This is a genomic window from Halomonas sp. M1 (genome assembly GCF_029581375.1).
In the GTDB taxonomy this organism is placed as follows: domain Bacteria; phylum Pseudomonadota; class Gammaproteobacteria; order Pseudomonadales; family Halomonadaceae; genus Vreelandella.
Window position 1 is genome coordinate 1,093,478 of record NZ_CP121119.1, and the last position, 16,380, is coordinate 1,109,857.

Annotated in this window: 14 protein-coding genes; 1 reads left to right on the forward strand and 13 read right to left on the reverse strand. The window is 50.9% G+C overall.

Going from position 1 to position 16,380, the window contains the following annotated elements; genetic code table 11:
- Positions 1-2 precede the first annotated feature (2 nt).
- A complete protein-coding gene (gene rfaH, locus P8S54_RS04890) occupies positions 3-545 on the forward strand; it encodes a transcription/translation regulatory transformer protein RfaH (protein ID WP_281443458.1) in 543 nt (180 codons plus the stop codon).
- 11 nt (positions 546-556) lie between these two features.
- On the opposite strand, the gene rnk is transcribed toward rfaH, so the two are convergent.
- From rnk to pseG, 13 genes are all read right to left on the reverse strand, one after another.
- Complete coding sequence (gene rnk / locus P8S54_RS04895) at positions 557-970, reverse strand: nucleoside diphosphate kinase regulator (protein ID WP_009096064.1); 414 nt, start codon at positions 968-970, stop codon at positions 557-559.
- A gap of 107 nt (positions 971-1,077) precedes the next feature.
- Positions 1,078-2,430, reverse strand: a complete 1,353-nt coding sequence (gdhA, locus tag P8S54_RS04900; protein ID WP_281443459.1) for an NADP-specific glutamate dehydrogenase — start codon at positions 2,428-2,430, stop codon at positions 1,078-1,080.
- A gap of 327 nt (positions 2,431-2,757) precedes the next feature.
- A complete protein-coding gene (gene cysQ / locus P8S54_RS04905; RefSeq protein ID WP_281443460.1) occupies positions 2,758-3,516 on the reverse strand; it encodes a 3'(2'),5'-bisphosphate nucleotidase CysQ in 759 nt (252 codons plus the stop codon).
- Positions 3,517-3,602: 86 nt separating this feature from the next.
- A complete protein-coding gene (locus P8S54_RS04910) occupies positions 3,603-4,457 on the reverse strand; it encodes a UTP--glucose-1-phosphate uridylyltransferase (RefSeq protein ID WP_281443461.1) in 855 nt (284 codons plus the stop codon).
- Between the two features lie 23 nt (positions 4,458-4,480).
- Positions 4,481-6,154, reverse strand: a complete 1,674-nt coding sequence (gene pgi / locus P8S54_RS04915) for a glucose-6-phosphate isomerase (RefSeq protein WP_281443462.1) — start codon at positions 6,152-6,154, stop codon at positions 4,481-4,483.
- Positions 6,155-6,317: 163 nt separating this feature from the next.
- Positions 6,318-7,919 (reverse strand): phosphoglucomutase (alpha-D-glucose-1,6-bisphosphate-dependent), encoded by a 1,602-nt coding sequence (gene pgm / locus P8S54_RS04920; RefSeq protein ID WP_281443463.1) that lies wholly within the window; start codon positions 7,917-7,919, stop codon positions 6,318-6,320.
- Between the two features lie 108 nt (positions 7,920-8,027).
- The gene (galE, locus tag P8S54_RS04925) at positions 8,028-9,023 is read right to left on the reverse strand and encodes a UDP-glucose 4-epimerase GalE (protein ID WP_281443464.1); all 996 of its coding nucleotides are present in this window, start codon (positions 9,021-9,023) and stop codon (positions 8,028-8,030) included.
- Positions 9,024-9,073: 50 nt separating this feature from the next.
- Positions 9,074-10,021, reverse strand: a complete 948-nt coding sequence (locus tag P8S54_RS04930; protein WP_281443465.1) for a KpsF/GutQ family sugar-phosphate isomerase — start codon at positions 10,019-10,021, stop codon at positions 9,074-9,076.
- Positions 10,022-10,244: 223 nt separating this feature from the next.
- On the reverse strand, positions 10,245-11,594 hold the full coding sequence (glmM, locus tag P8S54_RS04935) for a phosphoglucosamine mutase (RefSeq protein ID WP_281443466.1): 1,350 nt from the start codon (positions 11,592-11,594) through the stop codon (positions 10,245-10,247).
- 130 nt (positions 11,595-11,724) lie between these two features.
- Positions 11,725-13,578, reverse strand: coding sequence for a glutamine--fructose-6-phosphate transaminase (isomerizing) (glmS, locus tag P8S54_RS04940; protein WP_281443467.1), 1,854 nt, complete (start codon positions 13,576-13,578; stop codon positions 11,725-11,727).
- 10 nt (positions 13,579-13,588) lie between these two features.
- Positions 13,589-14,644: a pseudaminic acid synthase gene (gene pseI, locus P8S54_RS04945; protein WP_281443468.1), complete on the reverse strand. Its 1,056-nt coding sequence runs from the start codon at positions 14,642-14,644 to the stop codon at positions 13,589-13,591.
- A complete protein-coding gene (gene pseH / locus P8S54_RS04950; RefSeq protein WP_281443469.1) occupies positions 14,641-15,180 on the reverse strand; it encodes a UDP-4-amino-4,6-dideoxy-N-acetyl-beta-L-altrosamine N-acetyltransferase in 540 nt (179 codons plus the stop codon). The genes pseI and pseH overlap by 4 nt, the downstream gene beginning before the upstream one ends.
- Entirely contained in the window at positions 15,177-16,373 is a 1,197-nt protein-coding gene (pseG, locus tag P8S54_RS04955) for a UDP-2,4-diacetamido-2,4,6-trideoxy-beta-L-altropyranose hydrolase (protein WP_281443470.1), read from the reverse strand. The genes pseH and pseG overlap by 4 nt, the downstream gene beginning before the upstream one ends.
- Positions 16,374-16,380 lie beyond the last annotated feature (7 nt).

Sequence of the window (16,380 nt, forward strand, 5' to 3'; positions counted from 1 at the left end):
CCATGGAAGAAGTATCGGGCCAAGAAGACCCTGAGAGCAAAGAGAACGGTGAACCCTGCTGGTACGTCATACAGTGCAAAGGTGGCGAGTCTTTTCGCGCTGCTGAGCATCTCGCTAATCAGGATTACGAGGTCTTCCACCCCGTACTGGACGTACAGCGCAAACGTCAGGGTAAGCTAACCACAATCACCGAGCCGCTCTTCCCTTACTACCTGTTTATCCGCCTGGACCAAACCGTGAGTAACTGGCGCCCCATCCGCTCTACACGGGGCGTCTTGCGGCTACTTACCTTCGGCAATACCCCCATTGCGGTGCCCAACGCACTCATCGAAACTTTGCTAACGCAGCCACATCGCCAAGAAGGCAGCCACCGTTATTTTAGCGCCGGTGAGAAAGTCACCATTACCGATGGCCCCTTCAAAGATTTAGAAGCCGTCTTCCAACGCTGCAAAGGCGAAGAGCGCGCTATCGTATTGCTTAACGTGCTGCAACGCCCTCAGGATATCGAACTCGCGGTCGAAAGCCTGCAAAAGCGTGGGGGTTAACGCTCGACTCACTAGCGATGAAACTGTTGCTCGCGTTCAGGCTGCCAGAAAATGGCATCGACGCGCAGACGTACTTCAGTGTTGTTGGGTAGCGGCCACTCAATCACGTCGCCTATTTTAAGGCCGATTAACGCCGCCCCGATGGGTGCCATCACCGAAATACCGTCGGGCACGCTTTCCAGCGAGTGCGGGTACACCAGGGTACGAATCATCTGACGCTCACGCGTCAAATCGGTAAAGCGTATTTGGCTATTCATACTTACCACATCCTCAGGAATTTCCTGGGGGTCAAGCACTTCACCGCGCAGCAGCTCCTCTTCGAGTAGCTCTGCCACCATCAAGTCCTTCTCAGCGGCATTATCGATCAGGCGCTGAAGCCGTTCGGCATCAATACGGTTAATAATAATCGGAGGACGCTGCCCCATGGTTACTCTCCTTAGAAAGCAGTAAAAAATAAACCACAAAAAAAGCCCTCCCCAAAAAGGGAAGGACTGTATACAAGCACTATATACGCATTAGGCTGTAAAAGCGATCAGGTCACGCCCTGCTCAATCATCGCATCCGCTACCTTACGGAAGCCTGCAATATTGGCGCCTAGTACTAAGTTATCGGGCTCGCCAAACTCTTCCGCTGTCTCAGCACACTGGCGATGGATATCCGCCATAATTTGCTTCAGCTTCTCGTCAACTTTTTCGAGCGGCCACTGCTCCATGCTGCTGTTTTGCGCCATTTCCAACTGGCTGGTCGCCACCCCGCCGGCATTAGCCGCCTTACCTGGGCCGTAAGCAATCTTGGCTTCCAAAAAGCGGTCTACGGCCTCTTTGGTGGAGGGCATGTTGGCGCCTTCGCTAACGCAGTTAACACCGTTAGCCAACAAGGCGTTAGCGTCTGCTTCGGTCAGCTCGTTTTGGGTAGCACAGGGGAAGGCTGCATCGCCCTCAATGCGCCATACCGCATGCCCATCCTGCGGATAATCCCGCACCGAAATGAACTGCGCGTCCGGATGGTCGTGAAGATAGTTTTCCAGTGAAACGCGCTGTACTTCTTTTAACTGCTTGAGTAAGCCCAAATCGATACCGCTAGGATCGTGAATCGTGCCGGTGGAATCACTGCACGTAACCGGCTTAGCGCCTAACTCGCACAGCTTTTCAATGGTATAGATAGCCACATTGCCCGCGCCCGACACCAAACACGTTTTACCGCGCAACGCTTCGCCCCGGGCGGTTAGCATATTCTGGGCAAAATAAACCGCACCGTAGCCGGTTGCCTCTTTGCGGCCCAGCGAGCCACCCCAGTTAAGCCCTTTGCCAGTCAGTACACCTTCATAACGGCCGGTCAAACGCTTATATTGGCCAAACAGATAGCCGATCTCCCTTGAACCAACGCCAATATCACCTGCAGGTACATCGGAATGCGGGCCAATATGGCGGTGAAGCTCCGTCATAAACGACTGACAAAAACGCATGATTTCGTTGTCAGACTTGCCCTTAGGATCGAAGTCAGAACCACCTTTACCACCGCCAATCGGCAAACCGGTCAGTGCATTTTTAAAAATCTGCTCAAAGCCCAGAAACTTGATGATTCCAGACGTCACACTAGGGTGGAACCGCAAACCACCCTTATAAGGCCCAAGCGCGGAATTAAACTGTACGCGGTACCCTTTATTCACTTGAACGCGACCAGCATCATCCACCCAGCTAACGCGGAACATAATTTGGCGTTCAGGCTCGACGATGCGCTCAATGATGCTGTGCTGATGGTAATGCGGCGCACGCTCAAACAGTGGACGAAGACACTCCAACACTTCTTCAGTGGCTTGATAAAACTCTGACTGTGCAGGGCTACTTTTCGCTAAACGCGTCAGCGTATCGTGGACATAGGGCATAAATAGACACCATTTGCAGTTTTAAAATACGTAATTGGCCGGCCAGAGCTTTCACATATTTAACTGCGAGAGCGTAATCATGCATACCCTATGCCGCTTCGGTATGGGGCAAAAAACCAACAAAAATAGACTAAAGTCTAAAAAAAACTGCGCACTTCTGGTGCATCATGCAAATTGAATAAACTAAATTTAAACGATTAGTGGGCAAAAACGTTAAAATCAAAGACCGGGAAGCTCAGAATGCTGCCATTGTCGCTGATATGAATTGGGATGAGCATCTCCACTCCACAACGAGTCGCCCAAAAGGCGGGCGACGTTGCACTGCGGTTAATACCCCCAAGCAACAAAATGAGGGTTCAATTTTTCAGCTGGATTGGCATAACTGAGTGGTTCGCCTTGCAGGGTTTCTATACGGCCGCCCGCTTGAAGCAAAATAGCGTGGGAGGCGGCAGTATCCCATAAGCAGGTAGGCCCCAGGCGTGGGTAAACATCGGCGTTACCTTCCGCGATTACGCCAAATTTGAGCGAACTCCCCATAGGCTGAACCTGGTGGCGGCCTAGTTTATCCAGCCAGGCTGCTAAATCTGGACTTGGGTGAGAACGACTACCCATGACTCGCCACACTTTATCAGGCGCTGGTTTTCCTGCTGTTTGAATAGCATGACGCTGACCGTTTTCTATCTTAAATGCCCCTACTCCTTCAGCCGCTAAGTAAGCAGTGTCGAGAGCAGGCGCGGTCACCACGCCCAATACTGGCTTTCCGTTCTGAATCAGCGCAATGTTGACCGTAAATTCACCATTGCGCTTAATAAATTCTTTAGTGCCATCCAGCGGGTCTACCAGCCAATAACGGCTTTCGCTGTCTACCCCAGTAAATCCTGCAATATCTTCTTCAGAGAGAATAGGTAACCGCAGAGAAAGCGCCTGCAATCCCTGCATAATCACGTTATGAGCAGCTTGGTCTGCTTCCGTGAGCGGGCTTTTATCGGCTTTTAGCTCAACACTAAAGCTGCGGGCATAAACCGACATAATGGCCTCATTGGCTTTGTAGGCAATCCCTAACACTTGCTCTAGCAAATCGTGCATACCTTTCCTCCATGTGTTGGGCCAAAAAAAAGCCGCTACAGTGATTAGCTGAGCGGCTTTAATGAAACGCACTTATTAAGACAGCATCAAATATCGTAACCTGCTTCGCGGGCGAGCGTGGTATTGGCTTTCAACCAGCCCTCGATGTGCCCGCAGTCGAAGGTGCGGCCGTGCATGCGGAAGGCTTGAACGGTTTTGCCTTCCTGCATCAAGCGGTCAATGGCATCGGTCAGCTGGATTTCATTGCCAGCGCCCGGCGGCTGGTCTCGCAGCAGTTCCATAATGCGATACGGCAGCACATAGCGACCAATGACGGAAAGCCGCGAAGGGGCATCCTCTGGCGTTGGCTTTTCAACCACACCACGCATTGTGGCGCTCTCGCCAGCGACAGGCTCGTCACAGTCCACAATGCCGTAGCGGTAAACGTCTTCCTGTGGAACGGCTTCCACCATGATCTGGGAGGCATCGTTGGCATTCCAACGCGCCACCATGCTGCCCAGGTCACAGGCAGTGCTGCCTACTTGGGGCTTCACCAGTACATCCGGAAGGATCACCGCAAACGGTTCATCTTTATCCAGCAGATGTGCAGCACAGAAAATAGCATGGCCCAAGCCTTTGGCATTGGGCTGGCGTACGCTGGTGACCTTTAGCTGTTTAGGCGAAATGGCAGAAAGCGTTTCAAGCAGCGCATCTTTACCCTTACTTGCCAGCGAGTGCTCAAGCTCGAAATGCGCATCAAAATGGTCTTCAATCGCCGACTTCCCTGCTCTTGTTACTAAAATGATCTCATTAATGCCCGCCGCCAGCGCTTCTTCTACCACGTGCTGAATGAGCGGGCGATCAACAACGGGCACCATCTCTTTCGGGATCGCCTTGCTGATCGGCAACAGCCGTGTACCGAAACCGGCGACCGGAATAATCGCTTTGCGCACTTGGGACATTACATACTTCCTTTTTCGTTAAACTATTCGCGCCACTCAGTTACTTTACGCAGCAGCTGCGCAGTACTTGGGTCTTCGACGTTTTGCTGCTCGACTGGCTTACCCGATAACGTGTGATAAAGGCTGGTAGCCAGCTGCTTACCAAGCTCTACCCCTGGCTGGTCGAAGGGGTTGAGGTTCCACAGCACCGATTGTACAAACACCTTATGCTCGTAAAGCGCCAGCAGCGCCCCAATCGTCCACGCATCCAGCGCTTTGAAGAGTAAAACAGAATTAGGCTGGTTACCGCGATAACCCTGCGCCATATAGCCCCGCAACGCCTGGGGAATGGCATCATCTCCCAGCGCAAACAGCTGCGCTTGGGCTAAGCAGTTTGCCAAGGTGAGCGCTTCCTGAGACTGCAGCGCATGGTTCACTTTTTCAGAGGCTACCGCGGGGCGTGATGCCACAGCAATAAAGTCTGCACTTATCGTGTGGCTGCCCTGATGAAGTAGCTGATAAAACGCATGCTGAGCATTTGGCCCAACATCGCCCCACATAATAGGGCAAGTGGCATGATTAACCGAATGACCATCGCGGCCCACACTTTTGCCGTTAGATTCCATCTCCAACTGCTGTAAGTATCCAGGTAGACTCTTTAAGCGGCCATCATAAGGCAGCACGGCATGGGTCGGTATATGTAGGAACTGACTATTCCAAGCGCCCATCAACGCCATCAACACAGGAAAATTAGACGCTAAGGGTGCCTCAAGAAAGTGCCTGTCCATTGCATGGGCGCCCTCGAGCAACGCGTCGAAGCACGCCATACCAAGCTGCATCGCCACACTGATGCCAATGGGCGACCAAAGCGAAAAGCGCCCGCCTATCCACTCTTTAAATTCCAGTTGATGGGCGCCTGGAATACCAAACTCAGCCATTTTTTCTGGCTTTGATGACACGCCGATTAATTGATAGCGGCAAACGGTATCTTCATCTACCTCAAGCGCATGGCTCAACCACGCCAGTGCCGTGCGCACATTAAACTGCGTGTCGGCCGTGGTGAAGGATTTAGAAGCCAGCACCAACAGCGTCGTGGCAGGGTCGAGTTGCTCCATGAGTGGCAGCAACTGAGAGCCATCCATTGTAGAAACGTAGTGCACGCCCACTTTTGTGCTGCTAGGCCGGTCAGCTAAGGCTTCACTGACAAGTTTTGGCCCTAGATCAGAGCCGCCAACGCCTATATGCACAATATCGGTAATTGCTTGCCCGGTGGCGCCATACCAGTGCCCTTGATGCACACGGTTAACCATATCGACCATGCGCTCACGCTGCTGCTGGCAAAACGTAGCAGCGCTCTCCATACCCACAGGGGGCGTTACGGTGGCAGGCCACCGAGCCGCCATGTGCAGCGCCGCTCTCCTTTCAGAGGCGTTAACCTTAGCGCCCGCAAACAGCGCCTTGCGTTTAGCTTCTAAACCGCAGCTCCGCACCCACTCTACTAACAAATCTAAGGTGGTAGCGGTCACACGCTGCTTGCTGTAATCCACATGCAGCGTGCCAAAGGTGAAGGCTAACGCTTTAGCACGCTGAAGGGTCGCCTCCGAATTACTGCTTAGCAAATCGCTTAACGACTGGGCCTGTATCTGTTCAGCGTGGGCTTTTAGTGCGTTTACAGGTGTGTATAAGCGCTGATTTTCCGCAGAGAGAGACGTGTTCATATCATCATCCTTGAAAGAGTTTTTTCAGCCTGCTGTTTATTAAAAGCAAGCAACAAGCCAACTAGCTCGACCCCTTACACTTATAACACAAAATTACAAAATAGAAACAAAGGCAATGACCAGTGACGCGGTGGTTCGCATCAAGATGCCACTCACCGATTACTTATTCACTGCTTTTCAGCACACCCGCAAGCAGCTTGGTAGCACTTTCGATCAGTTCATCTAAGTGCTGCGGGCCCTTAAAGCTTTCCGCATACACTTTGTAAAGCGATTCCGTGCCGCTGGGGCGGGCCGCAAACCAGCCATTGTCAGTCGTTACCTTCAAACCACCAATGGCTGCGCCGTTACCAGGGGCGTTGACCAATACGGCAGTGATCGGATCACCCGCCAGCATGGTTTCGGTAACGCTCTCTGCGCTTAACTGTTTGAAAGCGGCTTTTTCTTCAGCGGTACAGGTAGTATCTACCCGCTTGTAAAACGGCTCGCCAAAACGCTCGGTTAAGGTGCGGTAATACTCGCTCGGTGTTTTACCGGTAACCGCCAGTATCTCGGCGGCCAATAGGCACAGCGCAATACCGTCCTTATCGGTAGACCACGCCTTGCCATCATGGGTAAGCAGGCTAGCGCCCGCGCTCTCCTCTCCCCCAAAGGCAAGCCACCCCTCGTGCAGGCCATCCACGAACCATTTAAAACCTACCGGCACTTCATAAAGCTCACGCCCGTGGGAGGCGACCACCCGGTCAATCATGGATGAGGACACCAGCGTCTTACCGATCTTAAGTGTCTCTGCCCACTCTGGCCGGTGGGTGATTAAGTAATCTACGCACACGGCTAAGAAGTGGTTAGGATTCATCAACCCGTTGGCGTCCACAATACCGTGGCGGTCGGCATCAGGGTCGTTGCCAAAGGAAAGATCAAAACGGTCTTTAATGTTTAGCAGGTTGGCCATGGCGGCAGCGCTAGAGCAATCCATACGAATTTTGCCGTCGTGATCAGGCGGCATAAAGCTAAAGCTGGCGTCTACCGTGGTATTGACTACCTCAAGATTAAGGCCGTAGTGCTCAGCGACCGCTTGCCATACCGGCAGCGCGGTTCCCCCCATGGGGTCTACCCCTAGCGTAAGGCTGGCGCTTTGAATAGCCGCCATATCCACCACCTTACCCAGCTGCGCTACGTAATGGGCCGTAAAGTCATACTCCTGGGCGTGAGCGAGCGCATCTTCAACCGAAACCAGCGCCATTTCGCCTAACTCACCTAGCAGATAGGCATTAGCACGCTGCTCAATCCATGTTGTAGCGTCGGTATCGGCAGGCCCACCGTGAGCCGGGTTGTACTTAATACCACCATCTTCTGGAGGGTTATGGGAGGGCGTAATGATAAGGCCATCGGCTTTGCCCGTTCCTGGCATCGCCTGATGTTGAAGGCTGTTGTGCTGCAAAATAGCGTGGCTGACCAGCGGTGTTGCCGTGTAGCCGTGATGCTTCTCAACAAATACGGGCACCTTGTTAGCCGCCAACACTCTCAGCGCGGACTCCCAGGCAGGGCGAGAAAGCGCGTGAGTATCAAAACCTAAAAAAAGCGGCCCTTGGTAGTCTTGCGCTTTACGGTAATCCACCACGGCTTGGGTAATCGCAAAAATATGCGCTGCGTTAAAAGTGCGGTCAGCAGCGCGCCCTCGATGGCCAGAAGTGCCAAAGGCGACACGCTCTTTGTCCACGTTGGCATCTGGGGTTTGATCAAAAAATGCGTTGACGATAGCGTCCATTAGCCCTACCTATTTCTTAATTAAAATTTTAATTGCTAATCGGCTTAATACTGGTTTTATAGACGTTGCGAAATAACTTTAAACGCTAACGATACCGAAAATATTTAATTAAGAAAAATAAGACAACTGTTTTTCCCATTCCCACGCATGACTGATAATTGTAGTTAAATCAGTATACTGAGGATTCCAAGCTAACTCAGCTTTAGCAAGCGTTGCATCAGCTACCAAACAGGCGGGGTCGCCTACGCGGCGCGGGCTTTCTTTCACCTTAACGCAACAGCCATCTTCCGAGACTACCTGCTGCACAGCATTTATAATCTCTTGCACAGAATACCCCAAGCCGTTGCCAAGATTATAACCTAAAGCACCCTGCTTGTTACCAGTAACAATTGCCTCTAGTGCTAACGCGTGGGCAGAACAGAGGTCCTCAACATGAATATAATCACGCACGCAAGTGCCATCATCAGTGGGATAATCGCGGCCAAATACCGTAATCGCCTCCCTACGCCCCGATGCCGCCTGAAGAATTAACGGGATCAAATGAGTTTCAGGATTGTGAGACTCTCCAAGCTCCCCTTCGGGGTCAGCACCACAAGCGTTGAAGTAGCGCAGAGTAATAGAGTTTAGGCCATGGGCAGCGTGGTAGTCTTTCAACACCCGCTCAACCATTAACTTGCTTGCTCCATATGGATTAATCGGCAGTTGGGGGTGAGCTTCATTAATAGGCACGTAAGCCGGTTCGCCAAAGGTAGCCGCCGTAGAAGAGAAAATAAAATGTTTAACTCCATGCCGTACCATAGCGTCGAGCAAGCTCAGCGTATTGGACACATTATTGCGGTAATATTTGCCTGGATTTGTCATCGACTCTCCCACCAGACTACAGGCAGCAAAGTTCATCACACCGTCAAAAACCTGCTGGCTGAAAAGCTGGTCTAACAAGGCGGTATCTGCAATATCGCCTTCTACCAGCTCGCCATACTTCACTAAGCTACGAAAACCGGTAGAGAGATTATCCAACACCACCACGACGTGCCCAGCCAAGGTTAGCTGCTTGACCATATGGGCACCGATATAGCCAGCACCGCCCACCACCAAAATATTCATAGGCACTCCATGCGTTTTAATATGAACGTACTGTCTTGGATATGGGCAGATTAGCCAAGCCGCCCCGCGTCTTGCAGCTTTAATACCCCGCTCAGCACACCACTAGCATCTACGACAAGCAGAGAGGTTACTTCGGCCTTGAGCATCATAGTTTCGGCATCCGTAAACATGTCGGTTTCACTCACGGAGAGCGGGGTGGAGGTCATCACATTGACGGCGGTTAAGCCATCAATGCTGTCGTGATTAAATAACGCGCGACGCAGATCCCCATCGGTAATCACCCCTTGCATAGCGCCATTACTCACTACAACGGCAATACCTAATCCACCTTGGGTAATGGTCATAATGACCTCTTTCATACTATCTTGAGGGGCGCAAATTGGCAGTTCTGTATGCATCACATCTTTAACACGTGTCAGTAAGCGCTTGCCAAGACTCCCCCCGGGGTGAAATACCGCAAAATCTTGTGGATTAAAATCACGTTTTTCCATTAGCGCTACTGCCAGCGCATCGCCCATCGCCAATGTTACCGTGGTAGACGTAGTTGGCGCCAAGTTGTTCGGGCAAGCTTCACGTTCAACAGACACATCCAGCACTAAATCACAGTGGCGGCCAAGGGTAGAGTCAGGATTTCCGACCATAGCTATGGTTTTTACACCAAAATGGCGTAGTGAAGGAATCAAGCGAATCACCTCATCAGTCTCACCACTGTAAGAAATCAGAATGACCACATCAGTCGTAGTGAACATTCCTAAATCGCCATGGTAGGCCTCCGCTGGATGAACAGAAAAACTGGGCGTACCGGTAGAAGCCAGCGTAGCAGCTATTTTATTGCCTATAATGCCGGACTTACCCATGCCCGTTACCACCACCCGACCAGGCGTTTCTAGCATCATATTCACTGCTTGAGTGAAAGTGCCATTTAGCCGAGTGGCAGCGGCTTCCAACGCTTGCGCCTGCACCTGAAACACTTCTTTCCCAATACTAACACTCGACATATGCATAATTTCCTTCTGTGTTGTAAATAAACACCTAAACCATTAATTAATGGCTCCAGCTGCTAACATACAAAAACATTCGCCGAGGCCAGCGATCGACGAAAAAAAGCCAGCACGGTGGCTGGCAAGAAAATAATGTTTCTGCATAACGCAGAACCAAAAAAGACTTTAAAATCAATCAATTGCAAGTTAAAAATCTAGCACGGTAAGATGAATTACTTTATCAAGTAAGATATCTATTTATTGCTACTACAACTTTTTGAGCAGCAATTTGTGCATCACGCTTATCTACAGCCTCCACCATCACCCTTACTAAAGGTTCTGTTCCAGAATTTCGAAGCAGTACACGACCATTAATTTTCAAATCAGCTTCAGCCTCTAGCACCGCCTTTTTTACTTCTGGCAAATTCACTACGTTAGTTTGATAACCAGAAGGTAGCTTAACATTAATTAAAACCTGCGGTAATTTTTGCATACCTTGCTTAACTGTAAAGAGAGAAGTGCCTTGTTGAAGCAAACAAGTAAGTACTCGCAAAGATACAATAATTGCATCTCCTGTGGAAGCATAGTCTAAACTCAATAGATGACCAGAGTTTTCGCCACCCAACCGCCACCCTGTTTCTTTCAACAACTCCATTACATACCGATCACCTACTTTGGCGCGCTGAAATGGTATATGCAATGCCTTAAGCGCATGCTCCAAACCAAGATTACTCATTTGAGTACCTATCACACCACCATTATAACCTCTCGACTTGGCATCTTTTGCCAACAAGTAAAGAAGCTCATCGCCATCTACCACAGAGCCGGTATGATCTACCATCATCAAGCGGTCAGCATCACCATCCAGCGCAATTCCTATATCTGCTTTGTGCTCCAACACGGCTTCGCAAAGACTCTGCATAGACGTTGCACCACATTCATTATTAATGTTTAAACCGTCTGGTTTATTGTGAATGCATACCAACTCAGCACCTAATTCACGGTAAACCGCGGGTGCCACTTTATAAGCAGCCCCATTGGCGCAATCCAGCACAATTTTAAGACCGCTCAAACTTAAGTCGCTAGGAAGGTTAGCCTTACAATACTCGGTATAACGCCCAGCGGCATCATCAACACGACGAGCTTTACCCAGCATACCCGAATCCACGCAAGTCATGCCGCCATCCATAGCCACCTGTAACCAGCGCTCAATTTCCTGCTCTTGCTGGTCATTAAGTTTATTGCCGCCTTGAGCAAAAATCTTAATACCATTATCATAAAAAGGGTTATGAGATGCACTAATCACCACGCCTGCATCCGCGCGAAAAGTAGAGGTTAAGTAGGCAACTCCAGGCGTTGGCAATGGGCCAACAAGTGCAACGTTGACCCCCGCCGCTGAAAAACCCGCCTCTAGTGCAGACTCAAGCATATAGCCACTAGCACGTGTATCTTTACCTATTAGCACTTCCTTAACACCTTCAGCACCCAACACTTGACCCGCTGCCCAGCCTAATTTCATAGCAAAATCTGGCGTCATTGGGAATTCGCCAACACGACCCCGAACGCCGTCTGTGCCAAAATATTTACGCATGATTCAATTAACCCGCAATGGTGGATGGTGAATAATTGACTTAAGGTTTTTGAGTAGCCTGAATATAGTGAGCAACTATCGAGCTAAGTAGCGAATACAAACTATAAAGCACACTAACTATTTTATCCCACTACTCTACTGTAACGCTCTTAGCGAGATTACGAGGCTTATCAACATCCGTACCCTTTACCAGGGCCACATGATAGGAGAGCAACTGAAGCGCCACCACATGCAACACAGGAGAAAGCAGCCCGTAATGCTCAGGCATAAGCTGTACATTTACCCCTTCAGTGGGCTTCATCGCACTGCCGCCATCGGCAAACACATAAAGCTGGCCGCCACGTGCACTGACTTCCTGCATATTGGCTTTAAGTTTTTCCAGCATTTCATCATTGGGGGCCACCACAACCACCGGCATTTCTGAATCAACCAATGCCAAGGGGCCGTGCTTTAACTCACCCGCGGGGTAGGCTTCGGCATGAATGTAGGTGATCTCTTTAAGCTTTAGAGCCCCTTCCAAGGCTATAGGATAGTGCCGCCCACGGCCCAAAAACAGCGCATGTTGTTTATTGGAAAAGTGCTGAGCCCACTTCTCAATGCTCGGCTCTAACGCCAGCACTTTATCCACGGCGATGGGCAAGTGACGCAGCTCATCTAAATAGACTTTTTCATCTTCAGCGCTTAAACGCTGTTTAACCTTGGCGAGTAACAATGTTAGCAAAAACAGCGCGCTTAGCTGGGTAGTGAACGCTTTGGTAGACGCCACACCAATTTCAGGCCCTGCGCGGGTGATAAAGCGCAGGGCGGTTTCACGCATGATGGCCGACTCTGGAACGTTGCATATCGCCAAGGTGCAGTTATGCCCCTGAACCTTGGCATGGTGTAGCGCGGCTAGCGTATCGGCGGTTTCACCAGATTGAGAAATCACCACCACCAATTGGTCGGGGTTTGGAACGCTTTGGCGATAGCGGTATTCGCTGGCGATTTCTACGTTACAGGGAATGCCCGCGACCTGCTCAATCCAGTACTTCGCGGTCATCCCCGCATAGCTAGAGGTACCACACGCCAGGATCAGTACCGAATCCACCTGCTGGAAAATCTCAGCGGCTTCCGCACCAAAAATACCGGGCTGCAACTGCCCTGCCCCACTAATCATTTCCAGCGTGTTGCTGAGCGCCTGCGGCTGCTCGAAGATTTCCTTCTGCATGTAGTGGCTGTAATCGCCCAACTCGACCGCGTTAGCGTTCAGGCTAGACGTTACAATAGCGCGTTCGACCATCTGGCCGATACCATCGACCACTAGTACCGCATCGCGGCTCAAACGAGCTACATCGCCGTTTTCCAGATACATCATGCGCTTGGTGACAGAGAGCAGCGCAGAGGCATCGGAGGCGGCGTAGTAGCCATCTTCCGCTACGCCCAGCATTAACGGGGAGCCTTCACGGGCAACCACTAGGCAATCCGGCTCTTCCTCACTAATTACCGCTAACGCAAACGCGCCCTTCAGGTGGACAACGGCACACTGCACAGCAGAAAATAGGTTTTCAGCGGGTTCGCCAATTAGGCCCTTAAAGCAGGCTTGAATCAGATGGACAATGGTTTCTGTGTCGGTATCCGAGGTGAACACATACCCAAGGCCTTGAAGCTGCTCACGCAGAGACTCGTAGTTTTCAATAATGCCGTTGTGCACCAAAGCCAACTTGCCAGAAATATGCGGATGGGCATTGCGCTCCGCGGGAACACCATGAGTCGCCCAACGAGTGTGAGCAATGCCAATATTGCCGCTGAATGTCTGCTGTTTTACCAGAGTTGCCAGTTCAGCTACACGCCCTTTAGAACGTGCCCGTTGCAAACCACTCACACCATCACTGGTTAATAACGCCAACCCCGCAGAATCGTAGCCGCGGTATTCCAACGTTGCTAGTCCTTTAAGTAGAAAAGGAGTGCTATCCTTTGCGCTAACCGCGCCAACAATGCCGCACATAAAAATCTCGTTAGTTAGTAATGGAAGACGCTTTAACTGGTGTATTTAGCTCAACATCACAGGACACCTTCTTACCAATGAGGCTATGGAGGTACTTAGGCGGCAAGCCATAGCCCGGTCTAACACTTCTAATAGAATCTTCAGTAATAATATCACCCGCCTTTAAGTCTTTAACAAAGTAAAGTGAGCGGCGAAATTGGACATTCCCCTGCTCGCTGGACTTCCTGCCGTAGTCAACACTTCCAAGTGCCTGCCAAGCTGTCTTCGTGTCACGACATAGTGCTGCAAGCTCAGCGGGTTCAAGTGAAAAGCTGTCGTCAGGCCCACCTCCATTGCGGTTTAGCGTGAAGTGCTTTTCTATTAGGCTGGCGCCCAACGCTACGCTAGTTATAGCGGTAGTGTTATCAACTGTATGGTCAGAAAGACCGGTGACAAGCCCGAAGCTTTTAACCATATCGGGAATGGTTTTTAGGTTGTAGTCTTCTGGTGGTGCTGGGTAGCCACTGACGCAGTGAAGAATCGCTAGCTCTTTACAGCCGGCTCCTTTTGCCGCGTCAATAGCTTGCTGAATTTCTTCCGCATTGGCCATGCCAGTGGAGATAATCATCGGCTTTCCAGTTCTAGCCACATATTCGATCAGCGGTAAATCAATAGCTTCAAAAGAGGCTATTTTATAGGCTGGTGCACCGAGCTCTTCCAACATATCCACAGCGGTAGAATCGAAAGGCGAGCTGAAGATCGTGACGCCTAACTCTTGGGCATACTCAAAAAGTGGCTTGTGCCAATCCCACGGCATGTGAGCTTCTTCATAAAGCTCATAAAGTGTGCGCCCATCCCAAAGACCACCCTTTATTTTAAAATCGTCGCTATTACAGTTGAGGGTAATGGTATCTGGTCGATAGGTTTGCAGCTTAACGGCATCCGCACCTGCTTTAGCAGCTTCTTCGATGATGCGCATGGCTGTTTCTAGCTTGCCATTGTGATTAGCTGAAAGCTCAGCAATCACATAGGGTGGCTGATCGGCGGCAATACGACGGCCAGCAATCTTAATAACGGGAGTTGTCATAGAACATAGGCTCCTTGATGAGCTTGCCATTCACTACGGAGCAGACCATAGCCAATGACATCGTGGTAGGTGTGTCCATCAAAGTGATGATCGCGTAAGTGGGCTTCTGCGGTGAAGCCTAGGCGTTCGTGAAAACGCCGCGAGCGTTGATTGCTGGCTAGCGCTTCACCACATAACTTGTGCTGGGCTAGGGTACCAAAAGCGTAGGTTAATGCAGCAAGCCCCAACGCCTGGCCACTTCCTTTGGGAGATTCAGGTGCAAGATAAAACCCCCACTCAGCTCTCTTAGCATCGACATCGACTTGTTCAATATTCACGAAGCCGAACGGCTGACCATCCCGTTCTGCTAATAACAGGTGGCGAAATAGATTGACTTGAGAACGCTTAAACCAAGCGCTATGTTCGGCCTCACTAATCTCATGCTGCGTGTACATATAACTGCGAACATCTGGATGGTTGCGCCAAAACCGCACAATGGCGAGGTCTGATTCTATAACCGGCCTAAGCGTTACTGCCAAGCTTGCGAAAGTGTTCATTGCGCTGCCTCCTGCGGAAACATGGCATAACATAAAGTGGCTACACCCTCACCTGCAGTCGCCCTTGCCGCGACATTAGACATGGCTTGCAGGTTGCCAGGTTGTTGAAGGGCAGCGAGCTCGCATGCCAATCCGTCAAGCTGGTCAGGTGTTCCTAGGCAGATAGCAACACCCGCTTTTTCAAGCGCCTGCGCAATGGGTTGTTGATTTTCCGCCAACACTAACATTAGGGTGGGAAGACCCAGGCAGCAACGCTCCCAAGAGGTGCTGCCCGCTGCGCCAATGGCAATATCCGCCTCGGCCATGCGGCGTGCCATATCGCTAACATTCACCACTACCTCGGTGGGCCAGTGCATGCTTTCTGCCTGTTTTTTGACTGTTTCTTGCCAGGGGGCAGTAGCCCCCATTACCACGCTTATTTGAATATCACTGGGTAAATCACACTTATTAAGCGCCTCTAGAAGCTGGCCGGTGGCATTGTCTTTATCCACACCTCCTAAACTGATCAATAACCGCTTAAATCGTGCATTACGTCGACGCGCTAGGCTCCAGCTGCGCAGTTCGGCAAACTCTGGGCGCAGCAAAGCGTAGTGGGCGCCGATCAGCATGCGGCACTGCATGGGTACCAACGATGCATAATCGCTCGACTTACGCCCTAAGTTCTGATCAAGCAGCAGATCAGCACGATGCGGGCGATCAGCCAAATCATCAATCACCAGCAACTTAGCCCCAGTATGGCAACCACTAGGCAGTACAGCATCTTGCCAGCGAGCATCTAGGGCGTAGTGATCCACCACCAACCAGTCTGGCTTAAGCTGCTCTATCAGCGGGCGGGAGGCCGCGGCATCTTGCTGCCAGCTAGCCCCTAGCCACTGAGCATGGGAGATATCCCCCGCTTGCGGCTCAGATACAGCGCCATTCTCAAGTTCGTTTATTGGCAAGCGATGTACCACTATATCGCGTGCTGTAATCGCCTCAATTAAATGACCTTGGTGTTCACGGCATATAAAGTGGCATTCTACTCCCCTTTCTACAAGGGAATCGGCTAGCGTTAAGCAGCGCATAATATGCCCACTACCTATATCCAGAGAGGCATCTGCGCGAAAGACAACCACACTAGCAGGGGAATGAGGTATGGAACTATTGTTACTTATCTTTTCTCGGCCTAACTCGTTCAGGCTTACCCCTTTCATGCCTGAT